Genomic DNA, 18,084 nt, shown 5'->3' with positions numbered 1-18,084 from the left:
TTCTATTATTTCTTATTTGGTTGTTCATCATTTGATTGAAGAACTGACATAAATGCTTCTTGTGGTATTTCAACTTTACCAAAAGCTTTCATTCGCTTTTTACCAGCTTTTTGTTTTTCAAGTAGTTTCATTCTTCGAGTACGATCCCCACCATATAACTTAGCGGTTACATCTTTTCGATAAGCTTTAATATTAGTTCTTGCAATAATATTTGATCCAATTGCTGCTTGAACTGGTATTTCAAAATTTTGTCGAGGAATAATATTTCTTAACTTTTCAACAATTTCACGACCTCTAGAGGTTGCAAATTGACGATGGGAAATAAAGCTTAATGCATCAACAGTTTCACCATTTAATAAGATATCAATTTTAACTAAATCACTTGGTTGATGTTCATCTAATTCATAATCTAATGATGCATATCCTTTAGTACTTGATTTTAGTTTATCAAAGAAATTATAAATTATTTCTGATAAAGGCATTTTATAAATTACATTAACTCTAGATTCGTCTAAGTAATCCATCGTAACAAATTGACCTCGACGATCTTGGCATAATTCCATAATTGCCCCAACATAATCATTTGGTACCATAATACTTGCTTTCACAAATGGTTCTCTAATTTCTTTAATTTCAGTAACTTCAGGCATATCAAAAGGATTATCAACACTAATTTGATTACCATCATTTAATGTTACTTCATAAGTAACGGATGGAGCAGTGATAATTAATTCTAAATTGAATTCACGTTCTAATCTTTCTTGAACAACATCCATGTGTAAAAGACCTAAGAATCCACATCTAAACCCAAACCCTAAAGCTTGAGAAGATTCAGCTTCAAATTCTAATGAAGCATCATTTAACTTTAATTTTTCTAAAGCTTCTCTTAAATCATCAAATTTAGCATTATCAGTTGGATATAATCCTGAATATACCATTGGAATCATTTCTTTATAACCTGGTAATGCATGTTCAGTTGGATTAGAAGCACTGGTTACAGTATCTCCCACTCTAGTTAAATTAATATCTTTAATACTTGCTGTTATATAACCCACATCACCAGACATCAAATAATCCCTTTTTACTGGACCAGGTGAGTTAACTCCTACTTCAACAACTTCATATTCACTTTCAGTATTCATCATTCGAATTTTATCACCTGGAGCAACTGTTCCCTCATATAATCTAACACTTAAAACAACTCCACGGTAATCATCATAAACTGAATCAAAAACTAGTGCTTTTAAAGGATTTTCCACATCTCCCTTAGGATAGGGAATATCAGTCACTAATCGCTCTAATAAATTATCAACACCCAATCCACTTTTAGCACTAATTAAAATTGCATCTGATGCATCAATTCCAATAACATCTTCAATTTCAGCTTTAACTTTTTCAGGCTCAGCTGACGGCAAATCAACTTTATTAATAACTGGAATAATCTCCAAATCATTATCTAATGCTAAAAATACGTTTGCTAAAGTTTGTGCTTGTACACCTTGTGTAGCATCAACTACTAAAATAGCAGCTTCACAAGCAGCTAAACTTCTTGAAACTTCATAAGAAAAATCAACATGACCAGGAGTATCAATTAAATGAAATTCATAATCATGACCATCTTTTGCAGCATATTTTAATTCAACCGCATTTAACTTAATTGTAATTCCACGTTCTCTCTCCAAATCCATATTATCAAGTAACTGATCTTGCATTTCTCTTTTAGATACAGTATCAGTCATTTCTAAAATACGATCAGCTAAAGTAGATTTTCCATGGTCAATATGGGCAACAATTGCGAAATTTCTAATATATTTTTGATGCTCGTTTAATTTTTTAATGTCCATATTTATTTACCTCTTCGTGTTAATATTCGTTAAACCATTATAACAATCTAAATAATAATAAACAAATTAAAAAAGATGGCCAAATTTGACCATCTTTTTTATTTAAATGATTTTTTTAACTTATCAAAAAAACTTTCCTTAGGTTTAATTTCACCATTAGCTTCTGCTAATGCATATAAAGCAATTTTTTGTTGATTGCTAAGATGCTTTGGAGTTTTAATTTTTACTTTAACAAGTTGATCACCAACTGTTTTGCTTTGGAGTTTAGGAGCACCCTTACCTTTTAATCTAAAGGTAGTTCCTGTTTGAGTTCCAGCAGGAATATTTAACGATACTTTACCGTGAACAGTTTTAACATTAATTTCAGCACCTAAAGCTGCTTGAGTAAATGAAATTTGTTGATCATAATAAATTGTTGATCCATCACGTTCAAAATCTTTACTTGATTTAACTTTAAAGATAATAAATAAATCACCATAAGGTCCACCATTTTCACCAGCATCACCTTGGCCTTGAAGTCTCATTTGTTGTCCTTCTTCAACACCTGCAGGAACATCTACTTCAACTTCATGTTTTTGTTCAACTCGACCACTTCCGCCACAAGTTTCACATTTATCTTTAACTTCTTTACCAGTACCACCACAAACAGGACATGCTTCTTGTGATTGCATTTGACCTAATGGAGTATTAAGCGTACGATTTACAACTCCACTACCATGACAGTTTGAACAAGTTTCTGGTTTAGTACCAGGCTTTGCACCATTTCCACCACAAGTTTCACATTGGGCTTCTCGATTATATTTAATCTTTGTCTTTTTACCAAAAACGGCATCTTCAAAGTTCAAAGTCATCTGATACTGAAGATCTCGACCTTTTTTAGGAGCATTAGGGTCTTGGCGTTGTCTTGAACGACCGCCACCACCAAATAGATCACTAAATATATCTGAAAAATCACCGAATCCAGCACCACCGAATCCAGATCCTCCAAATCCAGCACCATCAGATCCACCACCAAATCCTTGTGGACCATCGGCTGATCCAAATTGATCATAATTAGCTTTTTTCTTATCATCACTCAAAACTTCATAAGCTTCAGTTACTTCTTTAAACTTCTCTTCAGCTTCTGGAGCATCATTTAAATCAGGATGATATTTTTTTGATAACTTACGATATGCTTTTTTAATTTCATCTTGAGAAGCATCTTTTGAAATACCTAATATTTCATAATAATCTCTACTAGCCATCAATAGTCCTCCATTTTCATATTAAAAACATTGTAACATGAAATAAAAAGTCAAAGCCTGAAAATAAGACTTTGACTTTTTATTAAACAAGCAATAAATTAATTATTTCTTGTCATCATCATCAACTTCTTTAAAGTCTCCATCTACAGTATCGTCATTTTTATCATCTTTTGATGATTCATCTTCTGCAGATTGTCCTTCACCATTTTCTTGGTTTTGTTGATATAATTTAACAGCTAATGCTTGAACTTTTTCATTCAATTCATCTTTTTTAGCTTTCATTTCTTCAATGTTGTTATCTTCTTTAGCTTTCTTCAATGCATCTTTTGCATCACTTGCTTCTTTAATCTCTTCATCAGAAGCCTTGCCTTCAACATCTTTTAATGTTTTTTCAGTTTGGAAGATTAATTGATCAACTTCATTATTTAAATCAACTTCCTCTTTCTTTTGCTTATCAGCATCTTCGTTAGCTTCTGCTTCTTTCATCATCTTATCGATTTCATCATCTGAAAGTCCATTTGAATCTTTAATTGTAATTTTTTGTTCCTTACCAGTACCTTGGTCTTTAGCAGAAACATTTACAATACCATTCTTATCGATATCAAATGTAACTTCAATTTGTGGAACACCTCTTGGTGCTGCAGGAATATCAGTTAATTGGAAACGACCTAATGATTTGTTATCAGCTGCCATTGGACGTTCACCTTGTAATACGTGAATATCTACAGCAGTTTGATTATCAGCGGCAGTTGAGAATACTTGTGATTTTGAAGTTGGAATTGTAGTATTTCTTTCAATTAATTGAGTTGAAACTCCACCCATTGTTTCAATACCAAGAGATAATGGAGTAACATCTAGTAATACAACATCTTTAACATCACCAGTAATAACACCACCTTGAACAGCAGCACCTAAAGCAACTGCTTCATCAGGGTTAATTGAATGGTTAGCTTCTTTACCTGTCCATTGGTTTACAGCTTCTTGAACAGCTGGAATTCTAGTTGAACCACCATTTAAAATAACTTCATCGATATCATTGATTGATAATCCAGCATCCTTTAATGCACTATCAAATGGAACTTTAGTCTTATCAACTAAGTCAGATGTTAATTCATTAAATTTAGCTCTTGTTAAATTAGTTTCTAAATGAAGTGGACCATTATCACTTGAAGTAATGAATGGTAATGAAATTTCAGTTTGTGAAACTCCTGATAAGTCTTTTTTAGCTTTTTCGGCAGCATCCTTTAATCTTTGTAATGCCATCTTGTCTTTTGATAAATCAATACCATTTTCTTGTTTGAAATTATCTACAAGGTAATCAATAACTCTTTGGTCAAAGTCATCACCACCAAGATGAGTATCACCATTAGTTGAAAGTACTTGGAATACACCATCACCTAATTCAAGAACAGAAACATCAAAAGTTCCTCCACCTAAATCATAAACAAGAATTTTTTCATCTTTATCTTTTTTATCCATACCATAAGCTAAAGAAGCAGCTGTTGGTTCGTTAATAATTCTTTTAACATCTAAACCAGCAATTTTACCAGCATCTTTAGTAGCTTGTCTTTGTGCATCATTAAAGTATGCAGGCACAGTAATTACTGCTTGTTCTACAGTATCACCAAGGTAATCTTCAGCATAACCTTTTAGATATTGTAAAATCATTGCTGAAATTTGTTGAGGAGAATAACTTTTATCATTAACATCAACTTTGTAACCTTGTTCACCCATATGACTCTTGATTGATCTTACAGTATTTGGATTAGTTACTTCTTGTCTCTTAGCAACTTCACCAACTTGAGTTTCACCGTCTTTAAATGCAACAACTGATGGAGTAGTTCTAGCTCCTTCTGGAGTTGTGATAATTTTTGGTTCTCCACCTTCTAAAACTGCAACAGCAGAGTTAGTTGTTCCTAAATCAATTCCAATAATTTTATTACTTGCCATAATTAATCCCTCAATTCTTAATTTTTTATTGTGCTACGATTACCATTGCTGGTCTTAAAACTCGATCAGAAATCATATAACCTTTTTGTAAAACATCAACAACTGTATTTGCTGGATGATCATCATCAACTGCTACAGTTTGTACGGCTTGATGTAGATTTGGATTGAATTCATTACCTTTAGCATCAATTTCTTTAACTTCGTTTTCTGACAAAGCTTTTTCAAGATGCTTGAAAACTAATTCGATTCCAGATTTTAATTGTTTACCGTTTTCATCAGAAACCTCAACTGCTAAAGCACGTTCTAAATCATCAACAATCGGAACAATATCTTTAGCTAATTTTTGACCACCATATTTTAATAATTCAGCTCGTTCTTTTTTATTACGATTTTGAATATTATTAATTTCAGCTTCTGATCTTAAATACTTATCTTCAGCCTTATCAAGTTGATCTTTTAAATCATCGATTTCTGATGAAGTATCATCCTTAGAAGTATCTTCTTCAGAACTATTTATTTCATCTGAATTAGTTTCTTCACTTTCGTTAGAAACCTCATCTTCATTTTTTATATTCTCTTTTTCTACATTATCTTTTTCTTTACTCAAATTAAGGTCCCTCCTTTATTCGGAATAATTTTGGAAATAGACACTGATTTGATTTTCTAATTCTTTTTTAAAGGCTTCGACTAACCCTAATATTTTAGGATAATTCATACTCATTGGTCCAATAATAGCAATTTTACCCTTACTATACTTACCTACATTATAAGTACCAGCAATTATACTATAATTTTTCAATAATCCACCTTTAACATTTGGTCCAATTTGAACGGATATTTCTTTACTGCTATTATCTAGAATTTCAGCAATATCAGAATTAGCATCAGAATCAAACATCGCATATAACAATTTTATTTCATCAATGTCAGTTGCCATATCCAAAAGATTAACCCTACCACTCACAAATAAATGAGTAGTAATTAATCTATTTGCAATTTGATCAATTGTATTAATCAAATCATCAGGATTATTCATATAATTTGAGATATTATTAATAACTTCATTTCTGAGTTTATTAATAACTTCATTTAGTGAAAATCCGACTAATTCTCGATTTAAATAATCAATTAATACATTTAAATCAAATTGATTATCTTCTTCACCTATTCTAAACGGTTGGCTAGCAATTTGTCCTGTATTCATAACTAATATTACCATTATTTGTTTTTGATCCAAGTAAACAAGTTTAACTCCAATTACATAATTATTTGAAGATTGCTCTGGGGTCAAAGTAACAGCTGTATAATTGGTTATCTTAGACAAAATATTTGCAGACTTTTGAACAATATCATCAATCTGCTGAAACCTACCACTCAACGTAGCTCTAATTGCTTGCCGTTCAGAATTATTTAAAGAAACTGGTTCAACTAAGTTCTCTACATAATAACGATACCCGTCTATTGAAGGAACTCTACCAGAAGATGAATATGGTTTCATCAGTAAACCTAAATCTTCTAGATGTGCCATTTCATTTCTAATTGTTGCAGAACTTACATTTATTGGTAATTCATTAACTAAAGCTTTTGATCCTACAGGGTCACCAGTTTTAGCATAAACATCAACAATACACTGTAAAACATAATTTTGTCTGTCTGTCAGCAAACACAACACCTCTTTTTAGCACTCTTGAGTGGTCGGTGCTAAACCACAAATATAATATACTAAATTATATATAAGACGTCAAGGGTTTTGAGCAATTTTTTAGCAATTAATTTGATTGACTGCTAATTTTTAAAATATTGTATTGTTTTTTGCTTATCATCAGCTAACTGTTCAATTAAATCATTTACATTATTAAATTTTATTTGATTTCTTATTTTACTAATCCATTCGATATCTAATGAATTCCCATAAATATTTTCATTGAAATTAATAATGTTAATTTCAACAGTAATTGGATTTTCTGTTCCAAAAGTTTCATTTTTACCAACTGATGCCATCCCTAAATACTTATGATTTTTAATCATCAAAGTAACAATATAAACTCCAATTCCTGGCAACTGTTGTAAATTATCATGTTCAATATTAGCAGTAGGATAACCTAATTCTCTACCTCTTGCATATCCATGAACAACAATTCCTTTAGTTTTAAAATTGTGTCCTAAATATTGGTTAACTTCTTTTAAATTTCCTTCTTTTAAGAAACCTCTAATTTTTGTTGAACTAACAATATTTGATTGACTAATTTCATAAGGATCAACAGTTATAACTTCAAATTTATCTTTAGCATATTTAGGTAAATTTTTCATATTAGCATCAACTTCACCATAAGTATGATTAAATCCAGCAACTGCAAACTTTGTATTTGATCCAATAATAAAATTTGAAACGAATTCTTCTGGAGATTGATTTTGAAAAGCATAATCGTATTCAACATTAAATACAATATCAACACCTAATTTTTCAAATAATTTCATTTTACTATTCTTAATAGTTAAATATTTTTTTTCATCATCATCTAATTTTTTATATACAATTGCTGGATGATGATTATATGTTAAAATTGCTAATTTCAAGCTTTCACGGTCAGCGATTTGCTTTGCTTTATTAATAACTTTTTGATGTCCTAAATGAACCCCATCAAAAAATCCCATTGCTAAAACTTTTTCTTCACAATTAATTTGTTTATTAAAAAACGGATAACTAAGTTCAATTATTTCCATCTTATACCTCTAATTTGTACTAAACATTTTTAATGGTTTATAACAATTATTTTCTTCATGATAACGGTATAATGCTTTGGCTTCTTTTTGATACTTTAATAAAATGGTATCTTCTAAAATATTTTCTTGATTAATTTTTATCCAACCACCATTTTTAACATTATTCCACTCATCATCACTTAAATTATATTCCTTATAATTAATTAATGCATATGATATCGGTTGTAAAATATTATCTAAAGTGTTCTTTTGTTCTTCATCTTCTATTTGATTAAAAGTATAAGTTTGATTAATAGAAAATCCTCCACTTTTAATTCTAGTCAATTTAGACATAACTGCCGGATAATTTAATTTCTTACCAAAATCAACAGCTAAAGTTCTAACATAAGTTCCTTTACCGCAACCAACTTCAAAATAAATTGTTTGTTGTTTTTTAACTGAATCATAAGTTGAATCTTTAATTTGTTTAAAATAATCAATTTGAGCTTTTCTTCTTGGTCTTTCAACTTCAAGACCTTCTCTGGCATATTCATATAATCTTTTACCTTTAACCTTAACAGCAGAAAACATTGGAGGAATCTGAATTATTTCTCCAATAAATTCGCTTAAAGTTAAATCAATTTCTTCATTAGATAAAGGTTTATTTAATTCTTTTTGTTCAACAATATCTCCATCCAAATCTTCAGTAGTAGTTGAAAATCCAATCGTAATTGAGCCTTGGTAAACTTTACCTGAATCCATTAAATAATCCACTACTTTTGTTGCATTACCTAAACAAATCGGTAATACCCCATCTACATTTGGATCTAATGTGCCACTATGACCAATTTTTTTCATATGCACAATTTTTCTTAATCTACTAACACAATCAAAACTTGTCATTCCTACCGGTTTATACAAAGGAATAATCCCATTAAACTTATTATTCATAATTACCTACCTTTTACTTGAATATATGCAAAAAGACTGGAAAAAATTCCAGTCTTTTTTATTGATTATCTTTTCTTTTTAAATCATTAATAAGTTCATCAATTTTACTTCCATATTGAATTGACTTATCACGTTCAAAATGAATTTCAGGTGTTTTATAAATTGTTAATCTTTGACCAAGTTCATATCTAATTAATCCAGTTGCTTTATCAAGTCCAGCTTGTGCTTTTTGTTCATCACTAGCTAAATTAGATAAAATACTGTAATAGATTGTAGCCTGTTGCAAATCACCAGTAACATTAACATCGGTAATTGTAACACCCTCAGTTCTTGGATCACGAACTCTTTTTAATAAGATATCATCAATTTCTTTTTTTATCTCTTGTTGTAATCTTCCAACACGATATTGAGCCATTAAATCATCTCCTTTAATAGCAAATGCTTATTTAACAGGAACTTCTTTCATACGATATGCTTCAATCATATCTCCAGCTTTTAAATCATTGTAGTTTTCAATTGTTAAACCACATTCAGTACCTTTAGATACTTCTTTAACATCATCTTTAACATGCTTCAAACTACCTAGTTCACCATCATAAATAACAACACTATCTCTAATTAAACGAACTTTGCTATCACGTCTAATTACACCATCGGTTACCATACCTCCAGCAATAGTACCAACTTTAGAAGCTTTATAAATCTGTCTAACTTCAACATTTCCAGTAATTTCTTCTTCATAAGTTGGATCAAGCATACCTTTCATAGCAGCTTCAACATCATCAATTGCGTTATAAATAACTTGATATAAACGAATATCAATATCATTTAATTCTGCTTGAACTTTAGCTTGTGGTGTTGCTCTAACGTTAAATCCAATAATAATTGCATTACTTGCTCCAGCTAATGCAATATCACTTTCATTAATTGCTCCAGCTGCTGCATGGACAATGTTTACTTTAACTCCTTCAACGTCAATCTTAGTTAAACTGCTTTGTAATGCTTCAACTGATCCTTGAACATCAGCTTTAATTAAAACATTAACTTCTTTAAGATCTTCATCTTTAAGTGAATCAAATAAATTATCTAAAGTAACATGATTACTTTTCTTACGTTCTTCAATTTGTGCTTCTTTGGCACGTTCTTCACCAGCTGCTCTAGCTGATTTTTCATCATTGAAGACAACAAAACGATCTCCTGCTTCTGGTACATCATTTAATCCAGTAATTTCTACTGGAGTAGAAGGAATTGCTTCACTAATTTCTTGACCTAACTCATTCATCATAGTTCTAACACGACCAAATGTTGAACCAACAACAATTGGATCACCAACATGCATTGTTCCATATTGAACTAATAATGTTGCTACTGAACCCTTACCTTTATCAAGACGAGCTTCAACAACTGAACCAGCAGCATTTTGTTGAGAATTAGATTTTAATTCAAGTACATCAGCTTGTAATAGAACCATATCTAATAAATCATCAACATGTTCACCAGTTTTAGCTGAGATATTAACAAAAATAGTATCTCCACCATAACTTTCAGGAATAAGTTCATAGTTCATTAATTGTTCGATTACATGAGTTGGATTAGCATCAGGTTTATCAATCTTATTAACTGCAACAATAATTGGAGTACCAGCTGCTTTAGCATGATTAATTGCTTCAATTGTTTGAGGCATAACACCATCGTCAGCTGCAACTACTAAAATAGTAATATCAGTAATATTAGCACCTCGAGCACGCATTGCAGTAAATGCAGCATGTCCTGGTGTATCTAAGAATGTAATCTTTTGACCATTTCTATTTAATTGATAAGCACCAATTGCTTGTGTAATTCCACCTGCTTCACCAGAAGTAATATTAGAATTTCTTAAATGATCAAGCAAAGTGGTTTTACCATGATCAACATGTCCCATGATTGTTACTACTGGTGCACGATCTTCAATATTTTTTGTATTGTTAGCTTCTTCTTCAAACATTTTATCAATATCTGAAACATTAACAACTTCTTTTTCTTGTGCTTCAATTCCATAATCAGCAGCTAAAATTTCTATTGTATCCTTATCAAGAGATTGATTTTGATTAACCATCATTCCTAAAAAGAATAATTTCTTAACAATTTCAGCTGGTTCTCTATGCAAAATTTTACCTAAATCTTGAGCATTCATTCCATCAGTATAAACTAAAACTTCTGGTAATGGACGATTTTTTCTTTCAGGCATTTTTTTAGCTTTATTATTTTGTCTAATACGTTGATTTTTTGTATACGTATTGAACGGATTTCTATTTCTTTGCTTATTGTTCTTTTTATTTTTTTTGTTCATTTTACTTTTATTAAATGAACTTTTGTTTTGTGAATTATTACTTGACTGATTATTCACAGGTTTTGAATTAGTTGGCTTTGAATTGTTGGGTTTTGTACTTTGATTATTAGTACTTTGCTTATTATTTTTGTTTACTTGTGTATTATTTTTATTATTGGAACCATTACTATGGTTTGTTTGCGGCATTTTTGTATTTTCCTTAGGCTTAGTATTGTTTGTGCTACTTACTTTTTTAGTACTTTTCGGAGTATCATTTTTCAAAATTTCACCTTTGACATTTGTCAATTGATCATCACTTAATGTTGACATGTGGTTTTTAACTTCATAACCTTTTTTATTAGCAGCATCAATAATTTTCTTACTTGATACACCAATTTCTTTGGCAATTTCGTAAATTCTTTTTTTACCCATACCATCACTCCTATTCGCTATTATTTAAATTTTTAAACTTTTTAGCAAAGCCAGCATCAGTAATTCCAATCATTACTCGAGGCATTCCAACTGCTTCACCTAACTGTTCTTTATTAAAAATTGTAATTAAGGGAATTTCATAAAAATTAGTTTTATCTTTAAATTTTTTTGCTGTTGATTTTCCAGCATCATTTGCGATAAATAATAATTTAACTTCATTATTTCTAATTGCTTTTAAAATCAAGTCTTCACCTGTGATTATTTTACCAGCTCTTTTAGAAATCCCCAATAGATTTAATATTTTATTATAATTTATCATTATCAATTAACTCTTGTCTTGCCTGTTGATGTTCAACGTATTCTAATAATCTATTATAAAAATCTTCATCTAAATCAACTGAAAAAACTGAGTTGAATGTTTTTTCTTTCTTTGCTTTTTTTGCTACTTCAACATCAATTGATACGTATGCTCCTCGACCTTGCATCTTACCTGTCGGATCAATTGAAACTTCGCCTTCTTTATTTCTTACTATTCTAACTAACTGTTTCTTAGGTGCCATTTCACCGGTCACAATATCTTTTCTCATTGGAATTTTTCTTTGTTTCAATTAAAACACCTCCTAGAAATTAATTAATCAGTTATTGTTTCATCTTCAACATCTGAATTAAAATTATCACTCATTTCAGATTCAGGTTTAATATCAATTTTATATCCTGTTAATCTTGCAGCTAAACGAGCATTTTGTCCTTTTTTACCAATTGCTAATGATAATTGATAATCAGGAACAACTACAGTACAAGAATGATCATCATTTGGATTAAAAATAACATCAATTACTTCAGCTGGATTCAAAGCATTAACTATATATTCGGCTGGATTTTCACTCCATTGAACAATATCCATGTTTTCTCCACCTAATTCATTAACGATATCTTGAACACGTTGACCTCTTGGACCAACACTTGTACCAACGGGATCGATATCTGGATTACTTGATTTAACAGCAACCTTAGCACGATCTCCAGCTTCTCTTGCAATTGAAACAATTTCAACTGTTCCATCATAAATTTCTGGAATTTCTTGTTCAAATAATCGTTTTAACATTCCTGGAGCAGTTCTACTTACAAAAACTTGAGGTCCTTTAGAAGCGTTATCAACACTTGTTACATATACTTTGATTTTTTCTTGTGGACGATAAGTTTCACTTGGAATTTGATCAGCTTTTACCATTACTGCTTCAACATTACCTAAATAAATGTATACAAAACGGTCATCAATTCTCTCAACTTCACCAGTGATTAATTCATCTTGATACTTACTGTATTTACTAAAGACTGTAGCTCTTTCAGCTTCACGAACACGTTGCATAATAACTTGTTTAGCAGTTTGGGCAGATATTCTACCAAAATCTCTAGGTGTTACTTCTTCTCTAATTTCATCACCCAGTTCATAACCCTTGTTTACTTTTAAAGCATCATCTAAACTAATTTCAAGTCTATCATCAAATACCTCTTCAACAACTTTTTTTACTGCATAAACGTTAATATTTCCTTTTTTTTCATCAAAATCCACTTCAACATTTTGTGCTTGATCATAATTTCTTTTATATGCAGAAGTTAAAGCAGCTTCAATTGCTTCAATCATAACTTCTTTTTTGACACCTTTTTCTTGTTCTAATGCTTCAAGTGCGCCAATTAGTTCCTTACTCATAGTTAAAACTCCTTCTTAAAATTCGATTGCTAATCTAGCTTTTGAAATTAAATCACGTTGAATTACGAACTGTTTTTTTTGTCCTTTAATATTACAATCTAAAGTCAATTCATCATCAGTTAAATTAATTAAAGTTCCTTCAAAAACTTTTTGATTGTTTAATTTTTGATATAAAGATACATGAATGTATTCTCCAACTGCATTTTTAAAGTCCTCTTCTTTTTTCAATGGACGTTCTGCACCAGGAGAAGAAACTTCTAAATAATATGCTTCAGGAATTGGATCTGGATCCATTTCATCTAATACTTCACTTAATTGATCACTTACAAGTGCACAATCATCAATTGAAATTCCAGTATCCTTGTCAATATATATTCTTAAATACCAACTTCCTTTTTCTTGAACAAACTCAATATCATATAATGAAAAATTATTTTCTTCTAATATAGGTGTCACAGCTTTTGTGACATTTTCAATAACTTTGCTCACTGCTTACCTCCTAAAAATTGCCAATAAAAAGAGCGAGCATCCCTGCTCACTCCTTTCGTAACCTTTAATAAATACTAAAATTAATACTATCATATAATAACTATAAATACAATTTAATTCATTATAAATCAAACAAATTTAATTGATTTTCATCAGGTAAATCTGATAAAACATTATTTTGTGTCATAAATTCAATAATTGTTTTAGAAACTTTACCTCGTTTTGATAAATCTTCTTTAGATAAAAATGGTTTTTCTGCTCGAGCAGCAACAATTTGCTTTGCAACATTTAATCCTAATCCTGGGACAGCATTAAAAGGAGCAAGTAATTTATCACCTTCAATTAACCATTCAGAAGCATCTGATCGATTTAAATCAATCATTTCAAATGAAAATCCTCTTTCCAGCATTTCATTAGATAATTCTAATACAGTCATTAGATTTTTTTCTTTAGTAGATGCTTCCATTCCTTTATCATTAATTTCATTGATTTTTTCTTTTACTGACTCAGCGCCTCGACTCATTGATACAATATCAAAATCATCAGCTCGTACTGAGAAATAAGCTGCATAATAAATAATTGGAAAATAAACTTTAAAATATGCTACTCGTAAAGCCATCAAAACATATGCTGTCGCATGAGCCCTTGGGAACATATATTTAATTTTTAAACATGAATCAATATACCAATCTGGAACTGAAGATTCCTTCATCTTAGCTTTCCATTCATCTTTAATTCCACGACCTTTTCTTACATACTCCATAATTTGAAATGAAGTTTCAGAATCAAGTCCCCAATTAATTAAATCAGTCATAATATTATCACGACAACCAATTACATTTGCAATCGTTGCTGTTCCATTTTTTATTAATTCTTCAGCATTTCCAAGCCAAACATCAGTTCCATGAGATAAACCAGAAATTTGTAACAATTGTGAAAAATTATTTGGATGAGTTTCTTCTAACATTCCACGAACAAATCTTGTTCCAAATTCAGGAATTCCTAAAGTTCCTGTTTTAGAAAAAATTTGCTTTTCATCAACTCCCAAAATATCAGGATTAGTAAATAATGACATCACTCCTGGATCATCCATCGGTATTGTTTGCGGATCAACTCCTGATAAATCTTGTAACATTCTAATCATCGTTGGATCATCATGACCTAAAATATCAATTTTTAAAATATTATCATGAATAGAATGGAAATCAAAATGCGTTGTTTTCCATGCAGCATTTTGATCTTCTGCTGGATATTGAATTGGGGTAAAATCATAAATATCCATATAATCTGGAACAACAATAATTCCAGCTGGATGCTGTCCAGTTGTTCTTTTTACTCCAGTTGCTCCTCTTGACAAACGGTCAACTTCAGCGCTTCGATAATTGTAACCCATATCTCTTTCGTAAGCTTTAACGAATCCATATGCTGTTTTATCAGCAACTGTTCCAATAGTTCCAGCTCGATATACATTATTTTCTCCAAACAACACCTTTGTATAATTATGTGCTACTGGTTGGTAATCACCAGAAAAGTTCAAATCAATATCTGGAACCTTATTTCCTGTAAAACCTAAGAAAGTTTCAAAGGGAATATTATGACCGTCTCCAACCATTTCCGTATCACAATTTGGACAATTTTTTCTAGGTAAATCATACCCAGAACTATATTCACCTTTTGTATAGAAGTAACTGTATTGGCAATTTGGACATCGATAATGAGGTGGTAATGGATTTACCTCTGTAATTCCTGCCATTGTAGCTGCAAAACTTGAGCCAACTGAACCACGTGATCCAACTAAGTATCCATCTTTATTACTTTTAGATACTAATCGTTGTGAAATTAAATAAATAACAGAAAATCCATTTCCAATAATACTTTCTAATTCACGATTTAATCTTTTTTGAACAATTTCTGGAAGTGGATCACCATACATTGCTTTTGCTGTAGAAATTGTTCTATCTCTAATTTCATCTTCAGCACCATCAATTTTGGGTGTATATAATTTATCTTTTAAGGGATGGATTTCTTCAATTTCATCTACAATTTTATTTGAATTTTGAACCACAATTTTATGAGCCATTTCCTCACCTAAATAAGAAAAATCATCTAACATTTCATCAGTTGTATGAAATGGAACCTTTGGTAATTCATGTCTATTTAGTGGATTGGCTCCACCTTGCGAATTAATTAAGATTTTTCGATAAATATAATCATGCGGATCTAAATAATGAACATCACCAGTTGCAACTACTGGAATATCTAATTCATCTCCTATATCAATCATATCACCTATAATTTGGTGTAAATTTTCTTTATTTTTAATCAATTCTCCATCAATCAATGGTTGATAATTTGCTTGAGGTTGAACTTCTAAATAATCATAAAACTTAGCTTTATTTAAGGCTTGCTGTTTTCCTTTTTGCATTGCTGCAGTAAATACTTCACCAGACGAACAAGCAGATCCTATTAATATACCTTCACGATGTTTTTCTAATTCACTTCTTGGAATTCTTGGAACACGATAGAAATATTCAATATTAGATAAAGAAATTAATTTGAATAAATTTTTTAAACCGGCTTGTGTTTTAGCTAACAAAATAGCATGAAAAGGTCTTGCATGCTTATATGCATCATTTTCTAACATATGGTCATTTAATTGACTATGATATTCAATTCCATATTTTTCTTTTGCATCTTTTAAAAAGATATGATTTAAATGTCCAGTTGTCTCAGCATCATAGATTGCTCGATGATGATGTTCCAATAAAACATCAAAACGTTTTGCAAGTGTATTTAATCGATAACTTTTATAATTTGGATATAAAAATCTTGCAAGAGTAAGTGTATCAATAATTGGATTTTCAATTTCTTTCATATCATGTCTTAAATATCCAGTATTCATAAAACCGATATCAAAAGTAACATTATGTCCAACAATTATAGAATCGCCACAAAATTCTCTAAACAATTCAAAAACTTCTTTTTCACTTTTTGATCCAGCAACCATATCATCAGTAATTGAAGTTAAATTTGTTGTTTGTTCAGATAAATGAAAACCTGGATCAATAAATTCCTCAAATTCAGCAATTACATTATTTTTTTGCATTTTAACGGCTGACAATTCAATTACCTTATCATAAATTGCAGATAATCCCGTCGTTTCAACATCAAAAACTACGTAAGTAGCATCTTCTAATTTAACATCTCGATCATTAAATCCAATTGGTTCACCATCATCAACTACATTTGCTTCAACACCATAAACCATTTTTAAATTATTTTTTTGAGCAGCATAATAAGCATCTGGAAATGATTGAACATTTTCATGATCAGTAATAGCAATCGCTTTTTGACCCCATTCTTTAGCTCTCTTGGCAAAATCACCGATTGTATTAGTTGCATCCATTTGACTCATATTAGAATGTAGATGTAATTCAACACGTTTATCATCTTCTGGTGATTTATCTGCTCTTTTGGCATGTTCAAAATTCTGTAAATCATAAGCATTGACGGTTAATTCATTTGAATAACTATCTTCTTGAACACTACCCCTAATTTTCAACCATTTGCCTTCTTCAATTGCAGCAAACTTTCTTTCTTCATCTTCATCTTTAGAGAATTTTTTAACTGTAATTGAAGAACTATAGTCTGTAACTTTAAGAATCATCAATTGTCTTCCTGATCTCAAAGTTCTTGTTTCCTTATCAAATACATACCCATTAATAATAATTGAACGCTCTTCTTGATCTAAATCATCCAATTTCATAACTGGTAAATCATCTTTAATTTTTCGACCAATGGTTATATTATTATCAATTTTTTGATTATTATTCTTACTATCATCTTTAATTGATTCAACTGCCTTTTTGGTTAATTCGGCATCTTTTTGCGCTTTTTTTGCTTTAATTTCTTCAATTTTTTCTTGAGCTGCACTATTGTCAATTCTTGTTTTAATTAATAAATTTCCAAATCCAACCTTGTTATAACAAGATTCAATAGGACCTAATCCTTTTTCTTTAAGATAAGAATGTATAACTTCATTATCGACACTAAGAATTATTTCATTATCAATCATTTTGGGAGCAGATGATTTCGACAATTCGTGAATAATATTCGACTTAACTTCAGCATTATTAACAATCCATTGCCAATAATCATTTAACTTATTATCCGTTAATTCGTTATTTTTAACATTTATAAAAAAATCTATTGTTGCGATATCTGAAAAAGAAGCTTTTAACCTTTGAATAAAATCTAAAAATATCTGATAAGGCAAAATTGAATCAAAAGTAAAATTAAACGTCCACTTTTTTGATTTTTGATGAACATCTAATCGATCAATTCTTGCATTGCTAAAATACCTAATTGTATTTTCATCAGTAATTTTTAATTGTTCAATTAATTTATTAAAAAGTTCTTCTTTACTTAAACCCAATTTATTTCCTCCCTCAA

14 protein-coding genes are annotated in these 18,084 nt (G+C 30.3%); all 14 read right to left on the bottom strand.

The genetic code is table 11. The features are described 5' to 3' along the window. Positions 1-5: 5 nt before the first annotated feature. Positions 6-1,844: a translation elongation factor 4 gene (gene lepA / locus GSH19_RS02125; RefSeq protein WP_237026264.1), complete on the bottom strand. Its 1,839-nt coding sequence runs from the start codon at positions 1,842-1,844 to the stop codon at positions 6-8. A gap of 98 nt (positions 1,845-1,942) precedes the next feature. Continuing rightward, positions 1,943-3,088: a molecular chaperone DnaJ gene (gene dnaJ / locus GSH19_RS02120; protein WP_237026263.1), complete on the bottom strand. Its 1,146-nt coding sequence runs from the start codon at positions 3,086-3,088 to the stop codon at positions 1,943-1,945. Positions 3,089-3,190: 102 nt separating this feature from the next. Then, a complete protein-coding gene (dnaK, locus tag GSH19_RS02115; RefSeq protein ID WP_237026262.1) occupies positions 3,191-5,038 on the bottom strand; it encodes a molecular chaperone DnaK in 1,848 nt (615 codons plus the stop codon). A gap of 25 nt (positions 5,039-5,063) precedes the next feature. Beyond that, positions 5,064-5,645 carry a nucleotide exchange factor GrpE gene (gene grpE / locus GSH19_RS02110; RefSeq protein ID WP_237026261.1) on the bottom strand — a complete coding sequence of 194 codons (582 nt, stop codon included), beginning with the start codon at positions 5,643-5,645 and terminating at the stop codon, positions 5,064-5,066. 15 nt (positions 5,646-5,660) lie between these two features. After that, positions 5,661-6,701 carry a heat-inducible transcriptional repressor HrcA gene (gene hrcA / locus GSH19_RS02105; protein ID WP_237026260.1) on the bottom strand — a complete coding sequence of 347 codons (1,041 nt, stop codon included), beginning with the start codon at positions 6,699-6,701 and terminating at the stop codon, positions 5,661-5,663. A 122-nt stretch (positions 6,702-6,823) separates the two neighbouring features. Next, positions 6,824-7,762 (bottom strand): riboflavin biosynthesis protein RibF, encoded by a 939-nt coding sequence (gene ribF, locus GSH19_RS02100; protein ID WP_237026259.1) that lies wholly within the window; start codon positions 7,760-7,762, stop codon positions 6,824-6,826. A 9-nt stretch (positions 7,763-7,771) separates the two neighbouring features. Continuing rightward, positions 7,772-8,692, bottom strand: coding sequence for a tRNA pseudouridine(55) synthase TruB (truB, locus tag GSH19_RS02095; RefSeq protein ID WP_237026258.1), 921 nt, complete (start codon positions 8,690-8,692; stop codon positions 7,772-7,774). Positions 8,693-8,750: 58 nt separating this feature from the next. Beyond that, the gene (gene rbfA, locus GSH19_RS02090) at positions 8,751-9,107 is read right to left on the bottom strand and encodes a 30S ribosome-binding factor RbfA (protein WP_237026257.1); all 357 of its coding nucleotides are present in this window, start codon (positions 9,105-9,107) and stop codon (positions 8,751-8,753) included. Between the two features lie 27 nt (positions 9,108-9,134). Further along, positions 9,135-11,432: a translation initiation factor IF-2 gene (gene infB, locus GSH19_RS02085; protein ID WP_237026256.1), complete on the bottom strand. Its 2,298-nt coding sequence runs from the start codon at positions 11,430-11,432 to the stop codon at positions 9,135-9,137. 10 nt (positions 11,433-11,442) lie between these two features. Beyond that, positions 11,443-11,751: a YlxQ-related RNA-binding protein gene (locus tag GSH19_RS02080; protein ID WP_237026255.1), complete on the bottom strand. Its 309-nt coding sequence runs from the start codon at positions 11,749-11,751 to the stop codon at positions 11,443-11,445. Then, positions 11,738-12,040 (bottom strand): RNase P modulator RnpM, encoded by a 303-nt coding sequence (gene rnpM / locus GSH19_RS02075; protein WP_237026254.1) that lies wholly within the window; start codon positions 12,038-12,040, stop codon positions 11,738-11,740. The genes GSH19_RS02080 and rnpM overlap by 14 nt, the downstream gene beginning before the upstream one ends. Before the next feature lie 23 nt (positions 12,041-12,063). Beyond that, a complete protein-coding gene (gene nusA, locus GSH19_RS02070; RefSeq protein WP_237026253.1) occupies positions 12,064-13,143 on the bottom strand; it encodes a transcription termination factor NusA in 1,080 nt (359 codons plus the stop codon). A gap of 15 nt (positions 13,144-13,158) precedes the next feature. Further along, positions 13,159-13,632 (bottom strand): ribosome maturation factor RimP, encoded by a 474-nt coding sequence (gene rimP / locus GSH19_RS02065; protein ID WP_237026252.1) that lies wholly within the window; start codon positions 13,630-13,632, stop codon positions 13,159-13,161. A 121-nt stretch (positions 13,633-13,753) separates the two neighbouring features. Further along, positions 13,754-18,067, bottom strand: a complete 4,314-nt coding sequence (locus tag GSH19_RS02060; protein ID WP_237026251.1) for a PolC-type DNA polymerase III — start codon at positions 18,065-18,067, stop codon at positions 13,754-13,756. Positions 18,068-18,084: the final 17 nt, after the last annotated feature.

This window comes from Lactobacillus sp. S2-2 (assembly GCF_021698855.1).
GTDB lineage: Bacteria > Bacillota > Bacilli > Lactobacillales > Lactobacillaceae > Fructilactobacillus.
The sequence above is the reverse complement of the archived record's forward strand: the minus strand, read 5'-3'. Positions and strand labels throughout refer to the sequence as shown.